This window comes from Streptomyces sp. NPDC001728, from assembly GCF_040297565.1.
Taxonomy (GTDB): Bacteria; Actinomycetota; Actinomycetes; order Streptomycetales; family Streptomycetaceae; genus Streptomyces.
In genome coordinates, this window is sequence record NZ_JBEOZK010000009.1 from 263,527 (window position 1) to 289,110 (window position 25,584).

General features: G+C 72.4%; 23 protein-coding genes. 6 read left to right on the top strand and 17 right to left on the bottom strand.

Features of this window, described 5'->3' with window-relative positions; genetic code table 11:
- The first annotated feature begins 96 nt into the window (after positions 1 to 96).
- Positions 97 to 1,506, top strand: a complete 1,410-nt coding sequence (locus ABT154_RS16740) for an MFS transporter (protein ID WP_351857564.1) — start codon at positions 97 to 99, stop codon at positions 1,504 to 1,506.
- A 1-nt stretch (position 1,507) separates the two neighbouring features.
- On the opposite strand, the gene ABT154_RS16745 is transcribed toward ABT154_RS16740, so the two are convergent.
- The 5 genes from ABT154_RS16745 to ABT154_RS16765 all read right to left on the bottom strand — a co-directional run bounded on the left by ABT154_RS16745 (position 1,508) and on the right by ABT154_RS16765 (position 5,936).
- Positions 1,508 to 1,861, bottom strand: a complete 354-nt coding sequence (locus tag ABT154_RS16745) for an MmcQ/YjbR family DNA-binding protein (RefSeq protein ID WP_351857565.1) — start codon at positions 1,859 to 1,861, stop codon at positions 1,508 to 1,510.
- Positions 1,858 to 3,153 (bottom strand): hemolysin family protein, encoded by a 1,296-nt coding sequence (locus ABT154_RS16750; RefSeq protein ID WP_351857566.1) that lies wholly within the window; start codon positions 3,151 to 3,153, stop codon positions 1,858 to 1,860. The genes ABT154_RS16745 and ABT154_RS16750 overlap by 4 nt, the downstream gene beginning before the upstream one ends.
- A gap of 5 nt (positions 3,154 to 3,158) precedes the next feature.
- Positions 3,159 to 3,656 (bottom strand): rRNA maturation RNase YbeY, encoded by a 498-nt coding sequence (gene ybeY, locus ABT154_RS16755; protein WP_351857567.1) that lies wholly within the window; start codon positions 3,654 to 3,656, stop codon positions 3,159 to 3,161.
- A 22-nt stretch (positions 3,657 to 3,678) separates the two neighbouring features.
- Positions 3,679 to 4,713, bottom strand: a complete 1,035-nt coding sequence (locus tag ABT154_RS16760; protein ID WP_351857568.1) for a PhoH family protein — start codon at positions 4,711 to 4,713, stop codon at positions 3,679 to 3,681.
- Between the two features lie 104 nt (positions 4,714 to 4,817).
- Positions 4,818 to 5,936: a carbohydrate kinase family protein gene (locus ABT154_RS16765; protein WP_351857569.1), complete on the bottom strand. Its 1,119-nt coding sequence runs from the start codon at positions 5,934 to 5,936 to the stop codon at positions 4,818 to 4,820.
- Between the two features lie 270 nt (positions 5,937 to 6,206).
- Between ABT154_RS16765 and ABT154_RS16770 the strand changes: the two genes are divergently transcribed.
- Positions 6,207 to 7,553: an MFS transporter gene (locus ABT154_RS16770; protein WP_351857570.1), complete on the top strand. Its 1,347-nt coding sequence runs from the start codon at positions 6,207 to 6,209 to the stop codon at positions 7,551 to 7,553.
- 62 nt (positions 7,554 to 7,615) lie between these two features.
- Here the strand turns inward: ABT154_RS16770 and ABT154_RS16775 are convergent, their stop codons facing one another.
- From ABT154_RS16775 to hrcA, 9 genes are all read right to left on the bottom strand, one after another.
- Entirely contained in the window at positions 7,616 to 8,626 is a 1,011-nt protein-coding gene (locus ABT154_RS16775) for an adenosine deaminase (RefSeq protein WP_351857571.1), read from the bottom strand.
- Positions 8,627 to 8,636: 10 nt separating this feature from the next.
- Positions 8,637 to 9,539 (bottom strand): ribonuclease Z, encoded by a 903-nt coding sequence (locus tag ABT154_RS16780; protein WP_351857572.1) that lies wholly within the window; start codon positions 9,537 to 9,539, stop codon positions 8,637 to 8,639.
- A 16-nt stretch (positions 9,540 to 9,555) separates the two neighbouring features.
- The gene (locus tag ABT154_RS16785; RefSeq protein WP_351857573.1) at positions 9,556 to 9,915 is read right to left on the bottom strand and encodes a histidine triad nucleotide-binding protein; all 360 of its coding nucleotides are present in this window, start codon (positions 9,913 to 9,915) and stop codon (positions 9,556 to 9,558) included.
- A 76-nt stretch (positions 9,916 to 9,991) separates the two neighbouring features.
- Positions 9,992 to 11,086, bottom strand: a complete 1,095-nt coding sequence (locus ABT154_RS16790) for a tetratricopeptide repeat protein (RefSeq protein ID WP_351857574.1) — start codon at positions 11,084 to 11,086, stop codon at positions 9,992 to 9,994.
- Positions 11,083 to 12,384: an ATP-binding protein gene (locus ABT154_RS16795; RefSeq protein ID WP_351857575.1), complete on the bottom strand. Its 1,302-nt coding sequence runs from the start codon at positions 12,382 to 12,384 to the stop codon at positions 11,083 to 11,085. The genes ABT154_RS16790 and ABT154_RS16795 overlap by 4 nt, the downstream gene beginning before the upstream one ends.
- Before the next feature lie 150 nt (positions 12,385 to 12,534).
- Entirely contained in the window at positions 12,535 to 13,278 is a 744-nt protein-coding gene (locus ABT154_RS16800; RefSeq protein WP_351857576.1) for a 16S rRNA (uracil(1498)-N(3))-methyltransferase, read from the bottom strand.
- A complete protein-coding gene (locus ABT154_RS16805) occupies positions 13,275 to 14,357 on the bottom strand; it encodes a nitronate monooxygenase (RefSeq protein WP_351857577.1) in 1,083 nt (360 codons plus the stop codon). The genes ABT154_RS16800 and ABT154_RS16805 overlap by 4 nt, the downstream gene beginning before the upstream one ends.
- 193 nt (positions 14,358 to 14,550) lie before the next feature.
- Positions 14,551 to 15,687 carry a molecular chaperone DnaJ gene (dnaJ, locus tag ABT154_RS16810; RefSeq protein WP_351857578.1) on the bottom strand — a complete coding sequence of 379 codons (1,137 nt, stop codon included), beginning with the start codon at positions 15,685 to 15,687 and terminating at the stop codon, positions 14,551 to 14,553.
- Entirely contained in the window at positions 15,688 to 16,707 is a 1,020-nt protein-coding gene (hrcA, locus tag ABT154_RS16815; protein ID WP_351857579.1) for a heat-inducible transcriptional repressor HrcA, read from the bottom strand.
- Positions 16,708 to 16,855: 148 nt separating this feature from the next.
- Here hrcA and ABT154_RS16820 point away from each other — a divergent pair, with 148 nt between their 5' ends.
- The 3 genes from ABT154_RS16820 (at position 16,856) to ABT154_RS16830 (ending at position 18,896) form a co-directional block, all read left to right on the top strand.
- Positions 16,856 to 17,584: an MBL fold metallo-hydrolase gene (locus ABT154_RS16820; RefSeq protein WP_351857580.1), complete on the top strand. Its 729-nt coding sequence runs from the start codon at positions 16,856 to 16,858 to the stop codon at positions 17,582 to 17,584.
- Between the two features lie 10 nt (positions 17,585 to 17,594).
- Complete coding sequence (locus tag ABT154_RS16825; RefSeq protein ID WP_351857581.1) at positions 17,595 to 18,401, top strand: DUF3097 domain-containing protein; 807 nt, start codon at positions 17,595 to 17,597, stop codon at positions 18,399 to 18,401.
- A 120-nt stretch (positions 18,402 to 18,521) separates the two neighbouring features.
- Positions 18,522 to 18,896 carry a peptidoglycan-binding domain-containing protein gene (locus ABT154_RS16830; protein ID WP_351857582.1) on the top strand — a complete coding sequence of 125 codons (375 nt, stop codon included), beginning with the start codon at positions 18,522 to 18,524 and terminating at the stop codon, positions 18,894 to 18,896.
- 74 nt (positions 18,897 to 18,970) lie between these two features.
- On the opposite strand, the gene hemW is transcribed toward ABT154_RS16830, so the two are convergent.
- The 3 genes from hemW to lepA all read right to left on the bottom strand — a co-directional run bounded on the left by hemW (position 18,971) and on the right by lepA (position 24,265).
- Positions 18,971 to 20,203, bottom strand: coding sequence for a radical SAM family heme chaperone HemW (gene hemW, locus ABT154_RS16835; protein WP_351857583.1), 1,233 nt, complete (start codon positions 20,201 to 20,203; stop codon positions 18,971 to 18,973).
- A gap of 123 nt (positions 20,204 to 20,326) precedes the next feature.
- Positions 20,327 to 22,201, bottom strand: a complete 1,875-nt coding sequence (locus tag ABT154_RS16840; RefSeq protein ID WP_351857584.1) for an AMP-dependent synthetase/ligase — start codon at positions 22,199 to 22,201, stop codon at positions 20,327 to 20,329.
- Positions 22,202 to 22,399: 198 nt separating this feature from the next.
- A complete protein-coding gene (lepA, locus tag ABT154_RS16845) occupies positions 22,400 to 24,265 on the bottom strand; it encodes a translation elongation factor 4 (RefSeq protein WP_351857585.1) in 1,866 nt (621 codons plus the stop codon).
- A 183-nt stretch (positions 24,266 to 24,448) separates the two neighbouring features.
- Here lepA and rpsT point away from each other — a divergent pair, with 183 nt between their 5' ends.
- Positions 24,449 to 24,715 (top strand): 30S ribosomal protein S20, encoded by a 267-nt coding sequence (gene rpsT / locus ABT154_RS16850; RefSeq protein ID WP_056559045.1) that lies wholly within the window; start codon positions 24,449 to 24,451, stop codon positions 24,713 to 24,715.
- The last annotated feature ends 869 nt before the right edge of the window (positions 24,716 to 25,584 follow it).

The window sequence follows — 25,584 nt, forward strand, 5'->3', positions numbered from 1 at the left end:
GCCACGTGTGCTTCCTCCCCCTGGATGCCTGGTGGTACGACCAACAGGATAAGTTCCCGCTCCCCAGCGTTGTTCCCGGACGCCGAGGGTGGGGGCATGGCAACGACGACCTCACCCCCGACCGCCCCCACCGCCTCCGGCGCCCCGGCCGCTCCCCCGGCCCTCACCGGCCGCACCCGCCTCATCCTCTTCGTGCTCTGCGCCGCCCAGTTCATGGTCGCGCTGGACTTCTCCGTCCTGAACGTGGCCCTGCCCGTCCTAGGCGCCGACCTCGGCCTCGGCCAGTCCGCCCTCCAGTGGGCCGTCACCGCCTTCGCCCTCCCCTCGGGCGGCTTCCTGCTCCTCTTCGGACGCATCGGCGACCTCTACGGACGCAAGAAGCTGTTCCTCGCCGGGCTCGCCCTCTTCGGCGCGGCCTCGCTGCTCGCCACCTTCGCCTGGAACCCGGCCGCCTTCCTCACCGGACGCGCCCTCCAGGGCATCGGCGCCGCCGCGATCGTGCCCACCGGCATGTCCCTGCTGACCACGACCTTCCCCGAGGGCCCGCTGCGCGACCGGGCGCTCGGCATCTCCGGCACCCTGCTCTCACTCGGGTTCACCGTCGGCATGGTCCTCGGCGGCGTCATGACCGACACCCTCGGCTGGCGCTCCACCATGGGCCTGCTCGCCCTGTTCAGCGTGATCGTGCTGCCGCTGGCCCCCGGACTGCTCCCCGAGTCCCGCACCCCCGACCGGCCCCGGCTCGACGTGCCCGGCGCGGTCACCGTCACCGGCGGTCTGCTCGCCCTGATCTACGCCCTGTCGACGGCCGCCCAGCGCGGCTTCGGCGACGCCGACGTGCTGGTCACCCTGGTGGCGGGCCTGCTGCTGCTCGCGGTCTTCGTGCGGGTCGAGTCCCGGCACGCGGCCCCGCTGGTCTCCCTGCCGATGCTGCGCCGGGGCACGGTCGCCTTCGGCAACCTGGGCGGTCTGGTCACCTTCTCGATGATGTCGACCGTCGTCTTCGTCCTGACCCTGTACTTCCAGGAGACGCTGGACCTGTCGGCCTTCCAGACCGGCCTGATCTTCGGTGTGCAGGGCGTGGTGTCGGTCGTGGCCGGCATGCTCGCGCCGAAGGTGATCGGCCGGCTCGGCGCCCGCCGCACCCTCGTCGGCTCCCTCGTCGGACAGGGCGTCCTGACGGCCGGGCTGCTCGGCGTGGGCCAGGAGTCGGGCGCGGTCCTGGCGACCGTCGCCGTCTCGGTGGCCTCGATGTTCCACCTCGGCGCGATCGTCTCGTACGGACTGACCGTCACCTCCGGCGTCCCGAACGAGGAGCAGGGTCTGGCCACCGGCCTGGTGACCACCACCCAGCAGGTCGGCCTCACCGTCGGCATCCCCCTGCTCGGCGTCCTCGCCACCACCGGCGGGAACCTCTACGGCGGCGTCCGCACGGTCCTCCTGCTCGACGCGGCGATCCTGCTCGGCACCGCGCTCCTGGTCGGCGTCGGACTGCGGCGCCGGTGACTCAGGGGCGGTCGAGGCGGAGCCGTACCGCCTTCGGAAGACCGGCGACGACGAGGTCGTACGAGTCCTCGACGAGCTCCCGGACCATGCGGTCCGGGAGCTCTCCCACGCCCACCGTGTTCCAGTGGCGCTTGCTCATGTGATAGCCGGGGACGATCGCCGGATACTCCTCGCGGAGCCGTACGGCGTCGTCCGGATCGCATTTCAGATTGACCCGCAGCGGCTCGGACCCGAGCCACGAGAGCGCGAACACCTTCCCCGCGACCTTGAAGACGGAGACGTCAGGACCGAACGGGAACTCCTCCGTCGCGTCGTTGAAGTCCAGACAGAAGGCGCGCAGCTCGTCGGGGGTCATTCCGGGCTCTCCTCCGGTTCCAGCGGTTCCACGAGAACGGTGACGATCTTGTTCCGCCGACCGGCCGGGGACTCCGCCGTCAGCCGCAGCGAACGCCCGTCCGGCAGCTCCACGACCGCCTTCGCACCGGCGATCGGGACCCGGCCCAGCGCCTTCGCGAGCAGCCCGCCGACGGTCTCCACGTCCTCGTCGTCGTACTCGTCGGGCCCCAGGCCGTACAGCTCGCCGAGGTCCCCGATGTCGAGGCGCGCGGTCACCCGGCGGCGGTCCTCGCCGAGGTCCTCCACCGGCGGCAGCTCCCGGTCGTACTCGTCGGTGATCTCCCCGACGATCTCCTCGAGGATGTCCTCGATGGTGACGATGCCGGCCGTGCCGCCGTACTCGTCGATGACGACGGCGACGTGTTTGCGCTCCTGCTGCATCTCGCGCAGCAGGTCACCGGCGTTCTTGGTGTCGGGCACGAAGGCGGCCGGCCGCATCGCGGTGGACACCAGGTCCGCCTCGGAGTCCCGGTTGATGTGCGTCTTGCGGACCAGGTCCTTGAGGTACACGATGCCGACGATGTCGTCCTCGTTCTCCCCGGTGACGGGGATACGGGAGAAGCCGGAGCGCAGCGCGAGCGTGAGGGCCTGACGGATCGTCTTGTACCGCTCGATGCAGACGAGGTCGGTCCGGGGCACCATCACCTCCCGCACGAGGGTGTCGCCCAGCTCGAAGACGGAGTGCACCATGCGGCGCTCCTCGTCCTCGATCAGCGACTCCTGCTCGGCGAGGTCCACCATGGCCCGCAGCTCCGCCTCGGAGGCGAACGGGCCCTTGCGGAAGCCCTTGCCGGGGGTCAGCGCGTTGCCGATGAGGATCAGCAGCTGCGGGATCGGGCCCATGACCCTGGCGAGCGGCAGCAGTACGTACGCGGCGGCCGTCGCCGTGTTCAGCGGGTGCTGGCGGCCGATCGTGCGCGGCGAGACGCCCACGGCCACGTACGAGACCAGGACCATCACGGCGATCGCGACGAGCAGCGCCTCCCAGGTCTCCGGGAAGGCCTCCAGACAGACGTAGGTGACGAGGACGCCGGCGGCCATCTCGCAGGCGACGCGGACGAGCAGCGCCACGTTGAGGTAGCGGGTCGGGTCGGCGGCGACCTGGGCGAGCTTCGCGGCCCCGCGCCGCCCCGACCGTACGGCCTCGGCGGCGCGGAAGCTGGAGACGCGGGCGAGACCGGCCTCGGCGCACGCGGCCAGCCAGGCCACGACGACCAGGGCGACCGCCCCGAGGACGAGCGAAACGTCCATCGGGGTCAGGAGACGGTCGGCGCGGGGGACGGGCCGGTCAGGCCCTTCTCCTCGCGCCAGCCGTCGACGATCGCCGCCTGGAGGCCGAACATCTCGGCCTTCTCCTCGGGCTCCTCGTGGTCGTAGCCGAGGAGGTGGAGCACACCGTGGACGGTGAGCAGCTGGAGCTCCTCGTCCATGGAGTGCTCCGTCGGCGCGTCCTTGCCCTGCTGGGTGGCGACCTCGGGGCAGAGCACGATGTCGCCGAGGAGACCCTGCGGGGGCTCCTCGTCGTCCTTCGCCGGCGGGCGCAGCTCGTCCATCGGGAAGGACATGACGTCCGTCGGGCCCGGCAGGTCCATCCACTGGATGTGGAGCTGCTCCATGGCCTCCGTGTCCACCACGATCACCGAGAGCTCGGAGAGCGGGTGGATGCGCATGCGCGCGAGCGCGTAGCGGGCGATGTCGAGGATCGCCTGCTCGTCGACCTCGGTACCGGACTCGTTGTTGACGTCGATCGACATGGTGCTCTTGTACTTCTCTCGTCTAATGTCTCAGCCCGTTGCGGCTGTCGTACTGCTCGTACGCGTCGACGATACGGCCGACGAGCTTGTGCCGGACGACATCCTGCGACGTGAGCGTCGAGAAGTGGACGTCCTGGACGCCTTCCAGGATGTCGCGCACCTGCCGCAGACCGCTCTTCGTCCCGTTCGGCAGGTCGACCTGGGTGACGTCACCGGTGATGACGATCTTCGAGTCGAAGCCGAGGCGGGTGAGGAACATCTTCATCTGCTCGGGGTTCGTGTTCTGCGCCTCGTCGAGGATGATGAACGCGTCGTTCAACGTCCGGCCGCGCATGTAGGCCAGCGGCGCGACCTCGATCGTCCCGCTCGCCATGAGCTTGGGGATCGAGTCCGGGTCGAGCATGTCGTGCAGCGCGTCGTAGAGCGGGCGCAGGTACGGGTCGATCTTCTCGTAGAGCGTGCCGGGCAGGAAGCCGAGGCGCTCGCCCGCCTCGACGGCCGGGCGGGTCAGGATGATCCGGGTGACCTGCTTGGACTGCAGGGCCTGGACCGCCTTGGCCATGGCCAGATAGGTCTTTCCGGTACCGGCGGGGCCGATGCCGAAGACGATCGTGTGCTTGTCGATCGCGTCGACGTACCGCTTCTGGTTGAGCGTCTTGGGGCGGATCGTGCGGCCCCGGTTGGAGAGGATGTTCTGGGTGAGCACCTCGGACGGCGTCTCGACGGCCGCGTCCCCGGTCTCCTCCCGCAGCATGGCGATGGAGCGTTCCACCGCGTCCTCCGTCATCGGCTGACCGGTGCGGAGCACCAGCATCATCTCGTCGAACAGGCGCTGGATCAGCGCGACATCCGCCGCGTCGCCGACCGCGCTGACCTGGTTGCCCCTGACATGGATGTCGGTCCCGGGGAACGACCGCTCGATGACGCGGAGCAGCGAATCGCCTGAGCCGAGGATGGTCACCATCGGGTGCTTGGCGGGGACGGTGAAGTGGGCGCGGGCCTGGTCGGGCGCTCCGTCGCGGGACGCCCCGTCATGGGTTGTGGGTGTCTGAGTCATGGGCCGGCACTAAGCCTGCGCATACCTCCCGTTGCAGGGTTCTCGCCGCTCGACAACCTCTGGATCTCCAAGCCTACGACTCGGCACCGACAGGCCGTAGGGATTTACGGGGCGGCCGCCCGGAAGCCGATCGTCGGCACCGCCCTGCGCAGCGGCCAGGGGCGGGCGGGGGCGGGCAGGAGGCGCTCCAGGAAGGCGTAGCGGTCGCGCAGGGTCTCGGGGTCCTGCATGGCGTGCCCCTGGACGTGCTGCCACCAGGCGGCGATCTCGCCCCAGGTCGGGGCGGAGAGGGAGCCGCCGAACTCCTGGACGGAGAGGGCTGCGGTGAGGCCGGCGAAGGCGAGGCGGTCGGCGAGCGGCCAGTCGGCGAGGGTGCCGGTGACGAATCCGGCGACGAAGACGTCCCCGGCGCCGGTCGGGTCGAGGGCGGAGACCTGGATGGCGGGGACCTCGGCGGTCTCACCGGTGGCGCCGTCGACGGCGTAGGCGCCCTCGGAACCGAGGGTGACGACGGCGTAGCGGACCTTGTCCGCGAGGGCGCGGGCGGCGGCTCGGGGGCAGTCGGTGCGGGTGTAGCGCATCGCCTCGGTGGCGTTGGGCAGGAAGGCCTCGCAGTGGGCGAGGTCGGTGAGCCCGGCGAGGTCCCAGTGGCCGGTGTCGTCCCAGCCGACGTCGGCGAAGACCTTGGCGCCGCCGCGGGCGGCCCGGGCGACCCACTCCTCGGAGCGGCCGGGGACCAGGGAGGCGACGGCCGCGCGCGCGTGGGGCGGGTAGGCGGGCAGGGCGCCGTCCAGGTGGGGGGCCTCGTGGCCGTGGGAGACCATCGTCCGCTCGCCCTCGTAGGCCATGGAGACAGTGACCGGGGAGTGCCAGCCGGGGACGGTGCGGGAGAGCGACAGGTCGATGCCCTCGCCCTGTTCGAGGGCGTCCCAGCAGTACTCGCCGTAGTGGTCGTCGCCGAAGGCGGCGGCGAGCGAGGTGCGCAGGCCGAGCCGGGCGAGGGCGGTGGCCATGTTCGCGACGCCGCCGGGGCTGGAGCCCATGCCGCGGGCCCAGGACTCGGTGCCGCGGACGGGGGCGCTGTCGAGGCCGGTGAAGATGATGTCGAGGAAGACGGTGCCGGTGAGGAAGACGTCGCAGGCGGGGTCGGTGGGTTCGCGCAGGCGCACCAACGGGTCGACCCCGGCGTCGTGTTGCGGCTGGTCTCCCCTTGCTGTGGTCACGGCGGACTCCCCGGTCGTGGTGCGCTGGACCGGCACCGTGGTGCCGGTCTGGACAGTGTGCCCGATGGGGGTGGAGGGACGGGGGTGACGCGACGCGGACGTCGCGCGTTCCCTCGCCGTTCCGACCCCAAACCGATTGTGACCTGTATCACAGGCCGAATCGGGGGATACCGTCTTCTCCGCCCACTCGGATGCTTGATACACATGGTGCCGCGACCCGTGGATCACCGGGCGCCCATCTCATTTCCCTGTTCAGTTCCTGGAACGCCCATGTCGTCGCGCCCGCGCGTCCCGGGGGCTCTCGTCGCCCTCGTCGCCCTCTTCACGGCGGGATACCTCGCCCCCTACCTGCTGCCGACCGTCGTCGGCCGGCTCTCCGCCGGGCTCGGCCTCAGCCCCGCGCAGGCGGGCCTCGTCGGCTCCGTCCTGCTCCTCGGCTCCTCCTCGGCCGGCTTCGCCCTCGCCGCGCGCGGGGACCGGATCGCACCGCGCCGGGCGGCCCGCGCGGGCCTGCTCGCGATGGCCGTCGGATACGGCTCCGCCGCCGCGACCGGCCTCGTCCCGCTGGTGGTGGCGGGCGCGGTGCTCGGCGGCTTCGGCTCGGGCACGGCGACGGCGGTGGCCGCCGCCGGGATCGCCGGGCAGCGGGACCCGCACCGGGCGGCCACGCTCGGCCTGCTGACGGTCTCGGCCACGGCGGGCGGCCTGTATCTGACCCTGCCGCACCTGGCGGGCGGTCACGCCCCGCCGCTGCTGGCCATCGCCTGCGCGGCGGCCCTGGTGTGGCCGCTGACGAACCGGCTGCCGGGCGTCACGCGCGCGCGTGAGGGGGTGGAACGGCGGACCGCGCCGACGGGCCCGCTGCCGTACCGCGGGGCGGGGGTCGTCCTCGCCGCGGGCATCCTCTGCTGGTCCCTCGCGCAGAACGCCCTGTGGGGTGTGAGCGGCCGTATCGGCCTCTCCCAGGCGGGACTCTCCGAGGTCACCGTCGGCGCGGTCTTCGCGGCGGCGCTCGGCGCGGGCCTGGCGGGGGTCACGGCGGCCGGTGCGCTGGGCTCGCGCCTCGGCCGGGCCGTGCCGATCGGGGTGGGCACGGTCCTCATCGCGGGCTGTGTGCTGCTCAGCTCGGCCGCCGGGGACCTGGCGTCGTTCGCGACCGGCGAGATCCTGTGGAACGCCGTCTACCCGGTGGTCCTGTCGTACCTCCTGGGCCTGGCCGCCTCCCTCGACCCTCGCGGCCGGTGGGCCGTCCTGGTCGGCTCGGCGTCCTCCCTGGGCGTGGCCTGCGGCCCGGTGACGGGCAGCCTCCTCTCGGAGGGCGCCGGCTACCCGGGCATGGGCATGGTCCTGTGCGCACTGCTCCTGCTCGTCGCCGCCCCGATGACGGCGGTCGCCCGCCATGCCTCCGGCCGTCCGCTGGTGCCGGGCTCGATCCACCGCAGGGGCGGCGCCCCGGCGGCGGTCCTGGCGGGCACGGCGGCGGCGACCCCGCCCACGGTCCCCCAGATGGGCGCCCCGGAAGCCCGGCTGGCCCCGATCCCACTCCCGGCGACCCCGGGCCGCCGCCGCCTGACGAAGGCGACCCTCCGTCTGGCGAGGCCGAGCGACCGGGGCTAGAGCCTGATCCGAAGACAGGCCCCAGAGGTCCGTCCGGGCCGCCGGACGCGGGTACGCCCGGGTCACCGGCCCGGGAACTCGTACGCCTCCACCTCCGCGAGGTACCGCTCCCTGCGGGGCTCGTCGTCCTCCAGGAACGAGGCCAGGAACGAGTTGCGGGCCAGCTCGCGGAGCTGTTCCGGCTCCAGGCCCAACGCCTCCCGCACCCCCTCGAAGTTGTCCCCCACGTACCCCCCGAAGTACGCCGGGTCGTCCGAGTTCACGGTGACGAGCAGCCCCGCCGCCATCATCGTCCGCAGCGGGTGGTCGGCCAGGGTGTCGATGACCCGCAGCCGTACGTTCGACAGGGGGCAGAGTGTGAGCGGCACCCGCTCGCGGGCCAGCCGGCCGACGAGCTCCGGGTCCTCCATGCACCGCAGGCCGTGGTCGATCCGCTCCACGCCGAGGACGTCCAGCGCCTCCCGGACGTACTCCGCCGGGCCCTCCTCGCCCGCGTGGGCGACCTTGCGCAGCCCGAGCGCCCCGGCGGCCTCGTACACCTCGCGGAACTTGGCCGGCGGGTGGCCGACCTCCGCCGAGTCGAGGCCGACGCCGGTGATCCGGTCCAGATACGGCTTCGCGGCCTCCAGGGTCGCGAGGGCCGACTCGGCCGACTCGTCGCGCAGGAAGCACATGATGAGCCGGGTGGAGATCCCGTACCGCTCCTCGGAACGGGCGAGGGAGGCGCTCAGGCCCTCGATCACGGTGCCGATCGGGACGCCGCGGGCGGTGTGCGCCTGCGGGTCGAAGAAGATCTCGGCGTGCCGGACGCCCTGGGCGGCGGCCCGCTCCAGATAGGCGTCGGCGAGTTCGGTGAAGTCCTCGGCGGTGCGCAGGACCGCCATCAGGTCGTAGTACAGGTCCAGGAAGGACTGGAGGTCGCTGAAACGGTACGCCTCGCGCAGGGCGGCGGTGTCCGCGTACGGCAGGGTGACGCCGCCCCGCGCGGCGAGGGCGAAGGCCAGCTCGGGTTCGAGGGTGCCTTCGATGTGGAGGTGCAGTTCGGCCTTGGGAAGGCCCACCGGGAGGTGCATGGGTGGTGCTCTATCTCTTCGGTACGGGGACCCTCATGAGGTCCTTGGCAATGCTCAGCTCGCCGTCGAACCCGGCCGCCCGCGCCTGCCGCTCGAACTCCTCCGGGTCGGCGTAGCGCTGCGAGAAGTGGGTCAGCACGAGATGCCGTACGCCCGCGTCCCGGGCGACGGCGGCGGCCTGTCCGGCCGTCAGATGGCCGTGGTCGGTCGCGAGCCGGACGTCCTCGTCGAGGAAGGTCGACTCGATGACGAGCATGTCGGCGCCCTCGGCGAGGGCGTGCACCCCGTCGCAGAGGCGGGTGTCCATGACGAAGGCGAAGCGCTGGCCGCGCCGGACCTCGCTGACCTCGTCGAGGGTCACCCCGTCCAGGACGCCCTCGCGCTGGATCCGGCCCACGTCGGGGCCCTCGATGCCGTGCGCGGCGAGCCGCTCGGGCAGGATGCGGCGCCCGTCGGGCTCGGTGAGCCGGTAGCCGTAGGACTCGACGGGGTGCGAGAGCCGGGCCGCGTCGAGCGTGTACGCGTCGGTGACGGCGAGCGGACCGTCGGCGCCGACCGGCGCCTCTGCCAGCCGCACGGTCTCGCGGTAGGCCGTGGCGTACCGCAGCCGCTCGAAGAAGTGCTGCCCGCTCGCCGGGTAGTGCGCGGTGACCGGGTGCGGGACCTGGTCGAGGTTGATCCGCTGGATCACCCCGGCCAGGCCCAGCGAGTGGTCGCCGTGGAAGTGCGTGACGCAGATCCGGTCGATGTCGTGGGCGGCGACCCCGGCCCGCAGCATCTGCCGCTGGGTGCCCTCGCCGGGATCGAAGAGGATGCCCTGCCCGTCCCAGCGCAGCAGATAGCCGTTGTGGTTGCGGTGCCGGGTCGGGACCTGGCTGGCGGTCCCGAGCACGACCAGTTCGCGTACGGACACGTGCGCGCGTCCCGCTCTAGCCGGGGGGCCAGTTGAGGCCGCGCCCGCCCAGCACGTGCGCGTGGGCGTGGAAGACGGTCTGGCCCGCTCCGGCGCCGGTGTTGAACACGATCCGGAAACCGCTGCCGTCGACGCCGTCCTGCGCCGCGACCTCGCCCGCCTCGCGCAGCATGTCGGCGGCGACGGTCGGCGCGGCGGCGGCCAGGGAGGCCGCGTCCGGGTAGTGGAGGCGCGGGATCACGAGGACGTGGGTGGGCGCCTGCGGGTTTATGTCGCGGAACGCGACGGTCGTCTCGGTCTCCCGCACGAGCGTCGCGGGCACGTCACCCGCCACGATCTTGCAGAACAGGCAGTCGCCCTGCGGCTCTCCGGCCATGGCCCGGTCCTCCTCGACTCCGTCGGTCAGTACACGCGCATGCTATCGGCCGCCTCCGACACCACCGCGTCCCCGGTCAGTCCTTGGGCGCGCGCCGGTTCAGCGCCGAGCGGCTCACCCAGTACGTGATGATCACGCCCCAGAACAGCGGCGTCCCCAGTCCGCCGACGGCGCCCGTGCCCAACGACCACAGGGCCATGGACACCACCGAGTAGAGCCCGAGCAGACCCACGGCGGTGGCCATCGCGATCACCGGCCGGCAGGAGCGCGCCACCAGGAACAGCGGGCGGCGCAGCCGGGGCGGCACCCGGCGGCCCATCCACAGCACCCAGCCGCCCCAGGCGCCGACGAGCACGGCCGCCCCGGTCACCAGCGGCACGACCGCCTCCGCGCCGGTCGCCCCGCTCCGGACGGCGGCGGCGCCGAACGTCGAGGCGATGAAGCCGAGCAGGGCCACCCAACGGGCCCCGGCGACGGTGTTCCAGGCCATGGCCTCCAGGTTGTAGCGGGCCTTGCGGTCCTGGAGGTCGAGCGCGGCGGAGGCGACGAAGCCCTCGGCTGCCTGGGTCCACGCCCCGCGCCGGAACCAGCGGCGCCGCAGCCGCAGCAGCGACAGGTTGTTGTGCGCCTCGCTGCTCTGCGGGTTGAGCCGCAGCGTCGTCTCGTACGCCCGCTGCGCGGTGGCGTGGTCGCCCCGGCGCTGGGCGGTGAGCCCCACCAGGAAGTGGGCCGCGTCCTCCTCGGGGCCGAGGTTCACGGCGGTCCGCGCCGCCTCGTACGCCGCGACGGTACGCGCGGGCGTGTGCGCGTGCTCCGCGAACTGGGCGAGGGCGGTGCCGAGGGCGTAGTGGCTGCCCCAGAACTGCGGGGCGAGCTCGACGGCGTGCCGGGCGGAGGCCTCCGCCTCCGGGAAGCGGCGCAGGCCCAGCAGGATCTGCACCCGCATCAGCCAGCCCATGAGCAGCTCGGGTTCGGCGCGCAGCGCCCGGTCCACGGCGTCCAGGGCGGCGGGGTGATCCTCGGCCCGGTGGTGGCAGCGGGCGAGCAGGACGAGGGCCTCGGCGTCCTCCGGTTCGGTCGCCAGGTGCTGGGCGACGAGCTCCCCGGCCTGCGCGTACCGCCCGGTGTCGTAGAGGGCCTCGGCGCGCCGGAGCGCGGTCGGGGCGGTCACAGCTTGCGCTTCCGCTTGAGGTGGGCGAGGAGGTCGTCGTACAGGCCGCCCTCGTTGGCGAACATGGCGACGTTCCGGGCGGCGGCGAACCACGGCTCCGTGGACGGCTTGATCTGCTTGGCCGCGCCGAGCAGATCCTTGGTGGAGATGAGGCGTACGGAACCGCTGCGGGCGGAGTCCAGAAGGGCGGCCTCGGCGGCCGTCTCGCAGACGTGCGCGAGGTCGGCGCCGGAGAAGTCCTCGGTGGCCTTGACGAGCTTGCCGAGGTCGACGGCCTCGATGGGGCGCTCGCGCAGGTGGTAGCGGAGGATCGACTCGCGGGCGGTGGCGTCCGGCGGCAGCACCAGCAGGGTGCGGTCCAGGCGGCCGGGGCGGCGCAGGGCGATGTCCACGTCCCAGGGCACGTTGGTGGCGGCGAGCACGAAGACGCCCTCGTTGCCGGCGCCGCTCGCGATGCCGTCCAGTTCGGTGAGGAGCTGGTTGACGACATTGCGCAGACCGCTGTGGTGGGAGCGGGAGCGCTTGGCGCCGAGGGCGTCCAGCTCGTCGAGGAAGACCACGCAGGGGGCCTGGCGGCGGGCGGTCTCGAAGATGTCGTGGATGTTCTTCTCGGAGGCCCCGATCCACATGTCGAGGACGTCGGAGAGCGAGACGGTGAGGAAGTTCGCGCCGAGTTCGCCCGCGACGGCCCGCGCGATGAACGTCTTGCCGCAGCCGGGCGGCCCGTAGAGGAGCAGGCCGCCGCGGAGCGACTTGCCGTACAGCTTGCGGAGTTCGGGGTTGCGCATCGGGGCGAGGAAGGCGGCTTCGAGCCGGTCCTTGACCTCCTCCATCCCGCCGACGTCGGCGAGGCGCACGGAGCCCGGCGCGTCGACGTCCCAGGCGGCGGCGTCCCCGGCGGCCCCCTCGCCGTCGGCGGCCTGCGGGTCCTCCAGGAACCGGGGTCCGACGACGTCCTGGACCTGCTGCTCGGCGGCGGCCCAGTCGAAGGCGGGGGGCTGGGCGGTGGGAGCCTCCGGGCGTGTGGCCGAGGGGGCTTCCGGCTGTACGGGCTCTTCGGGGGCGGGTGCGGGTGCCGTCACGGGAGCCGGCGGCATCCCCATCGCCCGCATCATCAGCGCGCGGGCGTCCGCGTCCCCGGGCGCGTGCTGGAGGGCGACGGCCGCCTCCGCGACGGCCTCGTCGGCGCGCCCCTCCGCGAGGAGGAGTTCGGCGAAGTGGAGGCGCAGGGGTACGTCACCGGGGGCGGCGGCCACGGCGGCGCGCAGACTGCGGATCAGGGGGGACTCGTCGGCCATGCGGGCCAGCCTAGGGAGCCGCCGGGGGCGGCCGTCCACCGGGTTCCGTGCGTACGCGCCACCGTGGGTCCGTACGGAAGCGCCGCCGGGTCCGGCGCCACCGGATCGCCCACGCGCCGCCGCCCCCGTCCCCGCTCCGGCCGGCGTCCGCTAGCTCCAGCGTCCCGTGCGTCCCAGGACCAGTGCCGTCGCCGCCGTGCCGGCCGTGGAGGTGCGCAGCACGCTGCGGCCCAGCCGGTACGGGCGCGCCCCGGCCGCCTCGAAGACGGCCAGCTCCTCCGGGGAGACGCCCCCCTCGGGGCCGACGATCAGCACGACCGAGCCCTTCGCGGGGAGTTCGGCGGTGGCGAGCGCCCCGCTGGGGTGGTCGCGGTCCTCGTGCAGGACGGCCGCGAAGTCGGCCTCCGCGAGGAAGGCGGCGACCTGCTTGGTAGTCATCGCATCGGTGACCTCGGGGAACCGGGAGCGACGCGACTGCTTGCCTGCCTCGCGCGCGGTGGAGCGCCACTTGGCGAGCGCCTTGAGGCCCCGGTCGCCCTTCCACTGGGTGATGCAGCGGGAGGCGGCCCACGGCACGATCGCGTCCACCCCTGTCTCCGTCATGGTCTCGACGGCGAGTTCGCCACGGTCGCCCTTGGGCAGCGCCTGGACGACGGTGATCCGGGGCTCCTCCTCGGGGTCCTCATGGACCTCGTCGACCCGCACGGTGAGCTGGTCCTTGCCCTCGGCGGTCAGCACCACGCACGCCGCCCAGCGGCCCCGGCCGTCGGCGAGGACCAGTTCCTCGCCCTCCCGCAGCCGTTTCACGGAGACGGCGTGCCGCCCCTCGGGGCCGTCCAGGAGGAAGTTCCCGGCGCCGGGAACGGCGTCGACGACGAAGACGGGTGCGGTCATGAGGCGCTCCTGTGGGCCTGGCCGGAGAGGGCGGTGTCGAGTTCGGCGGCCAGCACCTCGACCAGCCGCCCGGCGGGGAGTTCGCGGGCGAGCCGGTGGCCCTGGCCGGCCCACAGGGCCATGCCCTGGGCGTCGCCGGCGGCTGCGGCGGCCTTGCGGAGCGGGGCGGTGAGGTGGTGGATCTCGGGGTAGGCGGCGGGGGCGTACGGCCCGTGCTCGCGCAGGAACCTGTTGACGAGGCCGCGCGCCGGGCGTCCGGTGAAGGCCCGGGTGAACGCGGTCCGGGTGAACAGCGGGTCGGTCAGGGCCCGCTTGTGGAGCGGGTGGGCGCCGGACTCGGGGCAGCAGAGGAACGCCGTGCCGAGCTGGGCGGCGTCGGCCCCGGCCGCGAGGACGGCGGCGATCTGCGCGCCCCGCATGATCCCGCCGGTCGCGAGGATCGGCAGGGCGACGCTCTCGCGGACCTGGGTGAGAAGGGTGAGCAGCCCGGTGCCGGGGGCGTCGTCGTCGGCCGGCTCGTCGCGGAAGGTGCCCTGGTGTCCGCCGGCCTCGGCGCCCTGCACACAGACGGCCTCGGCCCCGGCGAGCTGCGCCGCGAGGGCCTCCTCGGCGGAGGTGACGGTGACGATCGTGTACGTGCCGGCGCGGGCGAAGGCGGCGAGGGCCTCGGGCGCGGGGCAGCCGAAGGTGAAGGAGACGACGGGGACCGGGTCCTCCAGGAGGATGGCCAGTTTGCCGTCGTAGCCGTCGTCGCGGCTGTCGTCGGTCTCGCCGAGCGGGGTGTCGTACCAGGTGGCCTCGCCGGCGAGCTGGTGGCGGTAGACCTCGACGGCGGCCGGGTCGGCGGCCCGCCCGGACTGCGGCAGGAAGAGGTTGACGCCGAAGGGCCGCGAGGTGAGCGCGCGTACCTGCTTGATCTCCTGGTACATGCCTCCGGCGGTCTTGTACCCGCCGGCCAGGAAGCCGAGCGCCCCGGCCTCGCACACGGCTCCGACGAGCTCGGGGCTGGAACCGCCACCCGCCATGGGGGCCTGCACGATCGGAAACCGAGAGAGACCGTTCAGTGCGCTGGTGGACATATGGGCATCGTGTCATGACCCCGCTTCGGGGCCGAATCCGTATGCCGCTCGTCCGTCAGGTGCGGGGCCGGCGGGCCCCGGAGCCACAGGCGCGCCGGGTACGGGAAGGGGGCGGCCCGCGTGATCACGGCACCGCCCCTTCGTCCGTACGGGCCTACCGCCCGTTGAACGCGTCCTTCAGGCGCGAGAGCGCCTACCGCCCGTTGAACGCGTCCTTCAGGCGCGAGAACAAGCCCTGCTGCCCGGGCTGGAACTGGCCGGTGGGCCGCTCCTCACCGCGCAGTTGGGCCAGTTCGCGCAGGAGGCGCTCCTGCTCCGCGTCCAGCTTGCCCGGCGTCTGCACCTCGACGTGCACGATCAGGTCACCCCGGCCGTTGCCCCGCAGATGGGTGACGCCCCGGCCGTGCAGCGGGATCGACTGACCGGACTGGGTGCCCGGACGGACGTCGATCTCCTCAAGGCCGTCGAGGGTCTGCAGCTGCACCTTGGTGCCGAGCGCCGCCGCCGTCATCGGGAGGGTGACCGTGCAGTGCAGGTCGTCGCCGCGCCGCTGGAAGGTCTCGTGCGGCGTCTCGTGGATCTCGACGTACAGGTCGCCGGCGGGGCCGCCGCCGGGGCCGACCTCGCCCTCTCCCGCGAGCTGGATCCGGGTGCCGTTGTCGACACCGGCCGGGATCTTGACGGTGAGGGTGCGGCGGGAGCGGACCCGGCCGTCGCCCGCGCACTCGGGGCACGGGGTCGGGACGACGGTGCCGAAGCCCTGGCACTGCGGGCAGGGCCGCGAGGTCATGACCTGGCCCAGGAAGGACCGGGTGACCTGGGAGACCTCGCCACGACCGCGGCACATGTCACAGGTCTGCGCGGAGGTGCCGGGTGCGGCGCCCTCGCCCGAGCAGGTCGTACAGACGACCGCCGTGTCGACCTGGATGTCCTTGGTGGTGCCGAAGGCCGCCTCGTTGAGGTCGATCTCCAGACGGATCATGGCGTCCTGGCCGCGGCGGGTCCGCGAGCGCGGTCCGCGCTGCGAGGCCGTGCCGAAGAAGGCGTCCATGATGTCGGAGAAGTTGCCGAAGCCGCCGGCCCCGAAGCCGCCCGCGCCGCCTCCGCCGGAGGCCGAGAGGGGGTCGCCGCCCAGGTCGTAGACCTGCTTCTTCTGCGGGTCCGAGAGGACCTCGTAGGCGGCGTTGATCTCCTTGAAGCGTTCCTGCGTCTTCGGATCGGGATTGACGTCCGGGTGCAGCTCGCGGGCGAGCCTCCGGAACGCCTTCTTGATCTCGTCCTGGGAAGCGTCGCGGCGCACGCCGAGTACGGCGTAGTAGTCCGTGGCCACTTACGACTCCGCCAGGATCTGTCCGACGTAACGTGCCACTGCGCGTACCGCTCCCATCGTTCCGGGGTAGTCCATGCGGGTCGGTCCGACCACGCCGAGTTTGGCGACTGCCTCGCCGCCCGAACCGTAGCCGACCGAGACGACGGACGTGGAGCTCAGCCCCTCGTGGGCGTTCTCGTGCCCGATCCGTACGGTCATGCCCGATTCCTTGGCCTCGCCCAGCAGCTTGAGAAGCACGACCTGCTCCTCCAGAGCTTCCAGGACGGGCCTGATCATCAGGGGAAAGTCGGGGCCGAAGCGGGTGAGATTGGAGGTGCCTCCGATCATCAGCCGCTCCTCGTGCTCCTCGACCAGGGATTCGAGGAGGGTCGCGAGCACGGTCGAGACCGTGGCGCGGTCCTCGAGCTCCTCGAAGGACTCGGGGAGGTCCTGCACCAGCTGCGGCACGTCGGCGAACCGGCGGCCGACGACCCGGCTGTTGAGCCGGGCCCGCAGGTCGGCGAGCGAGGTCTCGCCGAAGGGCGCGGGGCAGTCCACGACCCGCTGCTCGACGCGACCGGTGTCCGTGATCAGCACGAGCATCAGGCGGGCCGGGGCCAGCGAGAGCAGTTCCACGTGCCGGACGGTCGAACGCGTCAGCGAGGGGTACTGGACGACGGCGACCTGACGGGTCAGCTGCGCGAGCAGCCGGACCGTGCGCCCGACGACGTCGTCCAGGTCGACGGCTCCGTCGAGGAAGTTGTGGATGGCCCGCCGCTCGGGCGTCGACAGCGGCTTGACGCCGGCGAGCCGGTCGACGAAGAGCCGGTAGCCCTTGTCGGTCGGGATCCGGCCGGCGCTGGTGTGGGGCTGGGCGATGAACCCCTCCTCCTCCAGCACCGCCATGTCGTTGCGCACGGTGGCGGGTGACACGCCGAGCTTGTGGCGCTCGGTGAGCGCCTTGGAGCCGACGGGCTCCTCCGTCCCGACGTAGTCCTGGACGATGGCGCGCAGGACCTCGAGTCTGCGTTCGCTGAGCATCGTGCGCACCTCCAGCTGTCGTCGTCGTTCCGGTTGCTCCGCTTTTGGCACTCGCCCTGTCCGAGTGCCAGCGATCCCCCGGTCAGTGTACGGCGGCGGGCGTCGCTCCTGGCAAGGAGGCGACGCCCCCACCGGTTAGCGTCGCCCCATGGACGTGGATTGGGAAGCGTACGGATGGGAGCGGCTCGCGGACGGGGTGGGCCGGCGACGGCTGCCCGGCTGGGACGCCACGGTCGGACTGGTCCTGGGCGAGCGGGCGGTGCTGCTGTACGACACGGGCTCCTCGCTCGCGGAGGGCGCCGAGCTGCGGACGCAGATCGCGGGCCTCACGGGCGGCCGGAGAGTGACACACATCGCACTGAGCCACCCCCATTTCGACCATGTCTTCGGCACGGCGGCGTTCGCCGGGGCGGAGGTCTTCGGCGCGGTGGGTTCGGACGAGCTGCTGGGCCGGGTGCGGGACCGGGAGGCGCTGGGCGAGGACGCGGTACGGCAGGGGGTCGGCGAGGCGGCGGCAGCGGAGGCGGTGGACGCCCTGGTGGCCCCGCGGCACACGGTCTCCGGCGAATGGAACCTCGACCTGGGCGGCCGGCAGGTCCTCCTGGCGAACGTCAGCCCCGGCCACACCGGCCACGACCTGGCGCTCCTGGTCCCCGGCGAGCGGGAGGTGGTCTTCTGCGGCGACCTGGTGGAGGAGTCGGGCGAACCGCAGGCGGGGCCGGACTCGGTCCCGTCCCGCTGGCCGGACGCGCTGGACCGGCTGCTGCGCCTCGGCGGCGAGGACGCGGTGTACGTGCCGGGGCACGGGGCGGTGGTGGACGCCACGTTCGTACGGACCCAGCGCGGTGAACTGGCCACGCGCTTCGCGGTGTCGTAGCGTCCACCGAATGCGCAGCTACGACCCGGACCTGACGCCCTCGTGGAAGAAGCCGAAGCCCGTCCCGGAGATCCCGGCCGACCGCGATCTGGTCGTCGAGGAGGTCTCCACGGGCTTCTGCGGGGCGGTGATCCGCTGCGAGGCGGGCACGGTGACCCTGGAGGACCGCTTCGGCAAGCACCGGGTGTTCCCGCTGGAACCGCGCGGCTTCCTCCTGGAGGGCCGGGTGGTGACCCTGGTCCGCCCGTCCTCGTCGGCGCCGGTGCGCCCGTCCCGTACGGCCTCCGGCTCGGTGGCCGTCCCGGCGGCGCGGGCGCGGGTGGCGCGGGCGGGCCGGATCTACGTCGAGGGCCGCCACGACGCGGAGCTCGTCGAGCGGGTCTGGGGCGACGACCTGCGCGTGGAGGGCGTGGTCGTGGAGTACCTGGAGGGCGTCGACGACCTGCCGTCGATCGTCGCGGAGTTCGCCCCGGCGCCGGACGCCCGCCTCGGCGTTCTCGTCGACCACCTCGTCCCGGGCTCGAAGGAGTCGCGGATCGCCGCCCGGGTGACCTCCCCGGACGTGCTCGTCGTCGGCCACCCGTACATCGACGTCTGGGAGGCCGTGAAGCCCTCCTCGCTCGGCATCCCGGCCTGGCCCGCGGTTCCGCGCGGCCAGGACTGGAAGACGGGCGTGTGCCGGGCCCTCGGCTGGCCCTCGGACAACACCGGCGCGGTCTGGCAGGCGATCCTGAAGCGCGTGGAGTCCTACAAGGACCTGGAGCCGGAGCTGCTGGGCCGGGTGGAGGAACTGATCGACTTCGTGACGGCACCGTAGGAGCGCCGTCCCGGGACGGTGCGCCCGGTGTCCCGGGACACCGGGGCCGTGCCGGGACGCACGGGTCCGTGCCAGCGTGGCGGAACGATCACTCGCACCACCACGCTCCTGGAGGAATCCGTGTTCTCCCGCCCCGTGTTCAAGAGAGCGGCGCTGCTGACCTCGTCCGTCGCCCTCGCCGTGGTGAGCCTCGCCGGCACCGCGAGCGCCGTCCCCTCCGCCCCGTACGTCGCGTACGGAGACCAGGGCGACGGGGTGCGGTGCGTGCAGGCGGCCGTGGTCTGGTCCCACACCTCGTCGGCACGGCTGGAGGAGGACGGCATCTGGGGCGACCGGACGCAGGCCGGCGTGCTGGACTTCCAGCGCGCGAAGCTGGGCAGCTCCCAGGCGGACGGCGTCGTCGGCCCCAATACGGGCGACAAGATGCTGGCGGTCCTGGGCCAGAACCCGGCGATGTACGAGTTCTGCTACGACGTGCTGCCGTCCCACTACTGACCGGCCCGCCCGCCCTCCCCTGCCTCTGTCGGGGGGCGAGGCAGGTCGGCCGGGAAGGGCGGGAAGGACAGTCCCTAGTCCACGAGGTCCCGCACCACCGCGTCGGCGAGCAGCCGCCCCCGCAGGGTCAGGACCGCGCGCCCGGCCTCGTAGGGCCCGGGGTCGAGGAGCCCGTCGGTGAGCGCCTCGCGGGAGGCGGCGAGGCCCGCGGGCTTGAGCAGCGAAAGCTCCACGCCCTCCTTGAGCCGCAGTTCGAGCAGCACGCGCTCGACCCGCCGGTCCTCCTCGGAGAGCAGTTCCCGGCCCGCGCCGGGCGACTTCCCGCCGGCCAGCGCGGCCGCGTACGCCCCGGGATGCTTCACGTTCCACCAGCGCACGCCGCCCACGTGGCTGTGCGCGCCCGGTCCGGCGCCCCACCAGTCGGCGCCGCGCCAGTACAGCTCGTTGTGGAGGCAGCGGCCTGCCTCCGAGGTGGCCCAGTTGGACACCTCGTACCACTCGAAGCCGGCCCCGGAGAGGACGTCCTCGGCGATCAGGTACCGGTCGGCGTGGACGTCGTCGTCGGTCATCGGCACCTCGCCGCGCCGGATGCGGCGGGCCAGCTGCGTCCCCTCCTCGACGATCAGCGCGTAGGCGCTGACGTGGTCGGGTCCGGCGCCGATGGCGGCGTCGAGGGAGGCCCGCCAGTCGTCGTCGGACTCGCCGGGGGTGCCGTAGATCAGGTCGAGGTTGACGTGCTCGAACCCGGCGGCCCGCGCCTCCGCGACGCATGCCTCGGGGCGGCCGGGGGTGTGCGTCCGGTCGAGGATCTTGAGGACGTGCTGCCTGGCGCTCTGCATGCCGAAGGAGATCCGGTTGAAGCCGCCCTCCCGCAGCTCCGCCAGATAGGCCGGGTTCACGGACTCGGGATTGGCCTCGGTCGTCACCTCGGCGTCGTCCGCGAGCCCGAACTCGTCCCGGACGGCCCCCAGCATCCGTACGAGGTCACCGGCGGCGAGCAGCGTGGGCGTACCGCCGCCGACGAACACGGTCCGCACGGGCCTGGGGTCGTCGCCGAGCACCTTCCGGGCCAGCCGGATCTCCTCGGCGACCTGCTCGGCGTAGTTGTCCCGGGAGGCGAGCACCCCGCCCGTGCCGCGCAGCTCGCTCGCGGTGTAGGTGTTGAAGTCGCAGTACCCGCAGCGGGTCGCGCAGTACGGCACGTGCAGGTAGAACCCGAGCGGCCGCTCCCCCGCCCCTTCGAGGGCGTGCGGGGGCAGCGCCCCGTCGTCGGGCACGGACTCACCATCGGGCAGTACGGAAGGCATGAGCCCCATTGTCCCGTACTGCCCGGGGTGAACGCCCTGCCCTGTGGACAACCTGTCCACAGCGCAGGGCTCAGGACGCGCGCGTGGCGGTCGGGACTGCCGGCGACCCCGCGTCCGCCGCGGTCAGGACTCCCGCGACCCCGCGTACATGTCGTCGATGAGTCCCTTGTACTCCCGCTCCACCACCGGGCGCTTCAGCTTCAGCGACGGCGTGAGCTCACCGTGCTCGATGTCGAGGTCGCGCGGCAGCAGACGGAACTTCTTGATCGTCTGCCAGCGCTGGAGGCCCTGGTTGAGGCGGTCGACATAGCCCTGGACCATCGTCACGGTCTGCGGCGCGGCGACGACCTCGGCGTACGGCCTGCCCGCGAGGCCGTGCTCGGCGGCCCAGCCGAGCAGGGAGGGCTCGTCGAGGGCGATGAGCGCGGTGCAGAAGTTCCGGTCGGCGCCGTGGACGAGGATGTTCGAGACGAACGGGCAGACGGCCTTGAACTGGCCCTCGACCTCGGCCGGCGCGATGTACTTGCCTCCGGAGGTCTTGATCAGGTCCTTCTTGCGGTCGGTGATCCGCAGGTAGCCGTCGGGGGACAGCTCGCCGATGTCGCCGGTGTGGAACCAGCCGTCGGACTCCAGGACCTCGGTCGTCTTCTCGGGCAGGCCGTGGTAGCCCTCCATCACGCCGGGGCCGCGCAGCAGCACCTCGCCGTCGTCCGCGATCCGGACCTCGGTGCCGGGGAGCGGCTTGCCGACGGTCCCGGTGCGGTAGGCCTCGCCCGGGTTGACGAAGGAGGCTGCGGAGGTCTCGGTGAGGCCGTAGCCCTCCAGGATGTGGATGCCCGCGCCGGCGAAGAAGTAGCCGATGTCGGGGGCGAGCGCGGCGGAGCCGGAGATGCAGGCGCGCAGGTTGCCGCCGAAGGCCTCACGGATCTTGGCGTAGACGAGGGCGTCGGCGACCTTGTGCTTGGCGGTGAGGCCGAAGGGCGCGGAGGCGGTGCCGGTGCGGCGGAAGTTGTCCTGGGTGGCCTTGGCGTACTCGCGGGCGACCTCGGCGGCCCACTGGAAGATCTTGTACTTGGCGCCGCCCCCGGCGCGGGCCTTGGCGGCGACGCCGTTGTAGACCTTCTCGAAGATGCGGGGCACGGCGGCCATGTAGGTCGGCTGGACCACCGGCAGGTTCTCGATGATCTTGTCGACGCGGCCGTCGACGGCGGTGACGTGCCCGACCTCGATCTGACCGGAGGTGAGGACCTTGCCGAAGACGTGCGCGAGCGGCAGCCACAGGTACTGCACGTCGGCCTGGGTGACGAGGCCGGTGGCGGCGATGGCCTTGGCCATGTACGACCAGTTGTCGTGCGGGAGGCGGACGCCCTTGGGGCGGCCGGTGGTGCCCGAGGTGTAGATGAGGGTGGCGAGCTGCGTGGAGGTGATCGCCGCGACCCGCTCCTTGACGGCCTCGGGGTGCTTCTCCAGATAGGCCTTGCCGCGCGCCTCCAGCTCGGCGAGCGAGATCACCCATTCGCCGTCGCTCTCCACGCCGGTGGCGTCGACGACGACCACATGGCGGAGGTTCGGCAGCTCGGCGCGGCGCTCGACCGCCTTCGCGAGCTGGGCCGCGTCCTCGGCGATCAGGACCTTCGACTCGGAGTCCGAGAGGATGAAAGCCGACTCCTCTGCGTTGGTCTGCGGGTAGACCGTGGTGGTCGCGGCGCCCGCGCACATCACACCGAGGTCGGCGAGGATCCACTCGACGCGGGTGGAGGAGGCGAGGGCGACCCGCTCCTCGGACTCCACGCCGAGGTCGACGAGGCCGGCGGCGATCGCGTAGACCCGCTCGGCGGCCTGACCCCAGCTGAGCGACTTCCAGTCGTCCGGGCCCGCACCGGCGGCGGGCGTCGGGTAGCGGTAGGCCTCGGCGTCCGGGGTCCGCTCGACGCGCTCAAGGAAGAGGGTCGCCACGGAGGGCGGCCGGTTCTCGATCTGGGTCTGTGTGTCGCTCACGACGTCCTCCGGGCGGCGGCGGTGCCTTCTGGTGGTTCGTAACTAACTGGCGAGTAACCTTCGAGCCGGGATCAGAGTAAAGGGCCGGGGACCGGCGCGTAAGGGTCTGCAGGGTGCCGCTTGATAACGAACGGGCCCACGCGCGCGTGGCACGTGGACCCGTTGTCTGCACCGGGCAGCCGGTGCGGCGGCCTGGGACTACTTCTTCTTGCCCGAGGACTCGTCGCTCGACAGGACGGCGATGAAGGCCTCCTGCGGCACCTCCACTGAGCCGACCATCTTCATGCGCTTCTTGCCTTCCTTCTGCTTCTCCAGCAGCTTCCGCTTACGGGAGATGTCACCGCCGTAGCACTTGGCGAGGACGTCCTTCCGGATGGCGCGGATGGTCTCGCGGGCGATGACGCGGGAGCCGATGGCGGCCTGGATCGGCACCTCGAAGGCCTGCCGCGGGATGAGCTCGCGCAGCTTGGCCACGAGGCGCACGCCGTAGGCGTAGGCGGCGTCCTTGTGGGTGACGGCGGAGAAGGCGTCGACCTTGTCGCCGTGCAGCAGGATGTCGACCTTGACCAGGCTGGAGGCCTGCTCGCCGGTGGGCTCGTAGTCGAGCGAGGCGTAACCGCGCGTCTTGGACTTCAGCTGGTCGAAGAAGTCGAAGACGATCTCCGCGAGGGGCAGCGTGTAGCGGATCTCGACGCGGTCCTCGGAGAGGTAGTCCATGCCGATGAGGGTGCCGCGACGGGTCTGGCACAGCTCCATGATCGCGCCGATGAACTCGCTGGGGGCCAGGATCGTGGCGCGTACGACGGGCTCGTACACGTCGTCGATCTTGCCCTCGGGGAACTCGCTCGGGTTGGTGACCGTGTGCTCGCTGCCGTCCTCCATGACCACGCGGTAGACCACGTTCGGCGCGGTGGCGATCAGGTCGAGACCGAACTCGCGCTCCAGCCGCTCACGGATCACGTCGAGGTGGAGCAGACCGAGGAAGCCGACGCGGAAGCCGAAGCCGAGCGCGGCGGAGGTCTCCGGCTCGTAGACCAGCGCGGCGTCGTTGAGCTGGAGCTTGTCCAGGGCCTCGCGGAGGTCCGGGTACTCCGAGCCGTCCAGGGGGTAGAGGCCCGAGAACACCATCGGCTTCGGGTCCTTGTAGCCGCCGAGGGCCTCGGTGGCGCCCTTGTTCAGGGAGGTGATCGTGTCACCGACCTTGGACTGGCGGACGTCCTTCACACCGGTGATGAGGTAGCCCACCTCGCCGACGCCGAGCCCGTCGGACGACGTCATCTCGGGGGACGAGACGCCGATCTCGAGCAGCTCGTGGGTGGCGCCGGTCGACATCATCTTGATGCGCTCGCGCTTGTTGAGCTGGCCGTCGACGACACGGACGTAGGTCACGACACCGCGGTAGGAGTCGTAGACCGAGTCGAAGATCATCGCGCGGGCGGGCGCGTCGGCGACGCCGACCGGGGCCGGCACGTCACGGACGACCCGGTCGAGCAGCGCCTCGACGCCCATGCCGGTCTTCGCGGAGACCTTGAGGACGTCCTCGGGCTGGCAGCCGATGAGGTTGGCCAGCTCCTCGGAGAACTTCTCCGGCTGGGCGGCCGGGAGGTCGATCTTGTTCAGGACCGGGACGATGGTGAGGTCGTTCTCCATCGCCAGGTAGAGGTTGGCGAGCGTCTGCGCCTCGATGCCCTGCGCCGCGTCCACGAGCAGCACCGTGCCCTCACAGGCCGCGAGCGACCGGGAGACCTCGTACGTGAAGTCGACGTGCCCCGGAGTGTCGATCATGTTCAGGATGTGCGTCCTGCCCTCACCCTGCCCATCGGTGGGCGCCCACGGCAGCCGCACCGCCTGGGACTTGATCGTGATGCCGCGCTCCCGCTCGATGTCCATGCGGTCGAGGTACTGGGCACGCATCTGCCGCTGGTCGACGACACCGGTCAGCTGGAGCATCCGGTCGGCGAGCGTGGACTTGCCGTGGTCGATGTGCGCGATGATGCAGAAGTTGCGGATCAGAGCCGGGTCGGTACGGCTCGGCTCGGGCACGTGGGTAGGAGTCGCGGGCACGCAGGGTCTCGTCTCGGGGCGATGTCGGATCGATACGTAGGCTCCATGGTCCCATGCCCGTCGCCCGGCGCCCGGTTTGGGCGGGCGCGAGGGTCGCTGATACTGTGGACAGCTGTGTCTCGTATGCCCTCTCAGCTGCGAGGCGCATCCAGAAGGAACATCGAACCTGTAAAGGCTCTTTTCGTGGCGAACATCAAGTCCCAGATCAAGCGGAACAAGACGAACGAGAAGGCGCGCCTGCGCAACAAGGCCGTCAAGTCCTCGCTCAAGACCGCGATCCGCAAGGCCCGCGAGGCCGTCGCCGCGGGTGACGTCGAGAAGGCCGTCGTGGCTTCTCGCGCCGCCTCCCGCGCGCTCGACAAGGCTGTCTCGAAGGGCGTCATCCACAAGAACGCCGCCGCCAACAAGAAGTCGGCGCTGGCCACCAAGGCTGCCGCTCTCCAGGGCTGAGCTCTGATGTGATCGGCCGTACGGGACCCAGCGGGCCCTCTCTCCCGCTCCCGCCCGGCCACCCAGGACTCGCACGCGGACGCGTTCGCCACGCGGGTGCGAGCCCACCCTGAACACGCCGAAAGCCCCGCCTCTCCTTCCCCAGGAGAGGCGGGGCTTTCGCCGTTCCCGGGGGGCCGGATGCACCCTCATCCCGAGGAGACGGGACGGGGGCGCGGCGGGGGGTGGGGGCCGGGAGGCTGCGGCCGGGAGGGCAGGAGGCCGGGAGGGCAGGAGGGCAGGAGGGCAGGAGACCGGGGCCCGGAGGCCCGGAGCGGGCGAGGGAAAGCCGCCGAGGCTGGCCGGGACGGGGGCGAAGCCCCACAGCGCGAGACCGCCCCGCCCACCGAAGCCGAGCGCTCAGCTCCACGACATGCGGTTGCCGAACCCACCCGGGGTCCCGCGGTAAGGCCCTGCGGCGCGAAGCTGGCGTACCCGCCAGGGTTCGGGGCGGAGACCTGCGGCGCGAAGCTGCCGCACCCCCCGGGGTTCGGGGCCAAAGCCCCGCGGCGCGAAGCTGCCGTGCCCGCCCAGGCCCGGGGGCCGAGCCCGCCGAGCTGGACCGCACGGCGGTACGCGGGTGGTGGCCGCACCGGCGCGAAGCTGCCGCACCCACCCAGGCCCGGAGGCCAAGCCCTGCGGCGCGAAGCTGCCGTGCTCACCGGGCTTCGGGGACGGAGCCCCCGGGATCGGGCTTGTGCCCGCCCGCCCCCGGCAGGGTTTCGGGAAGGGGTGGGGTGTGCATGCGCACACCGAGGCGACGGCCGAGCGCGGCGCCCTCCCGGAGGAGTTCGGTGGAGATGGAGAAGGGAGAACAGGGGGCGACGGCG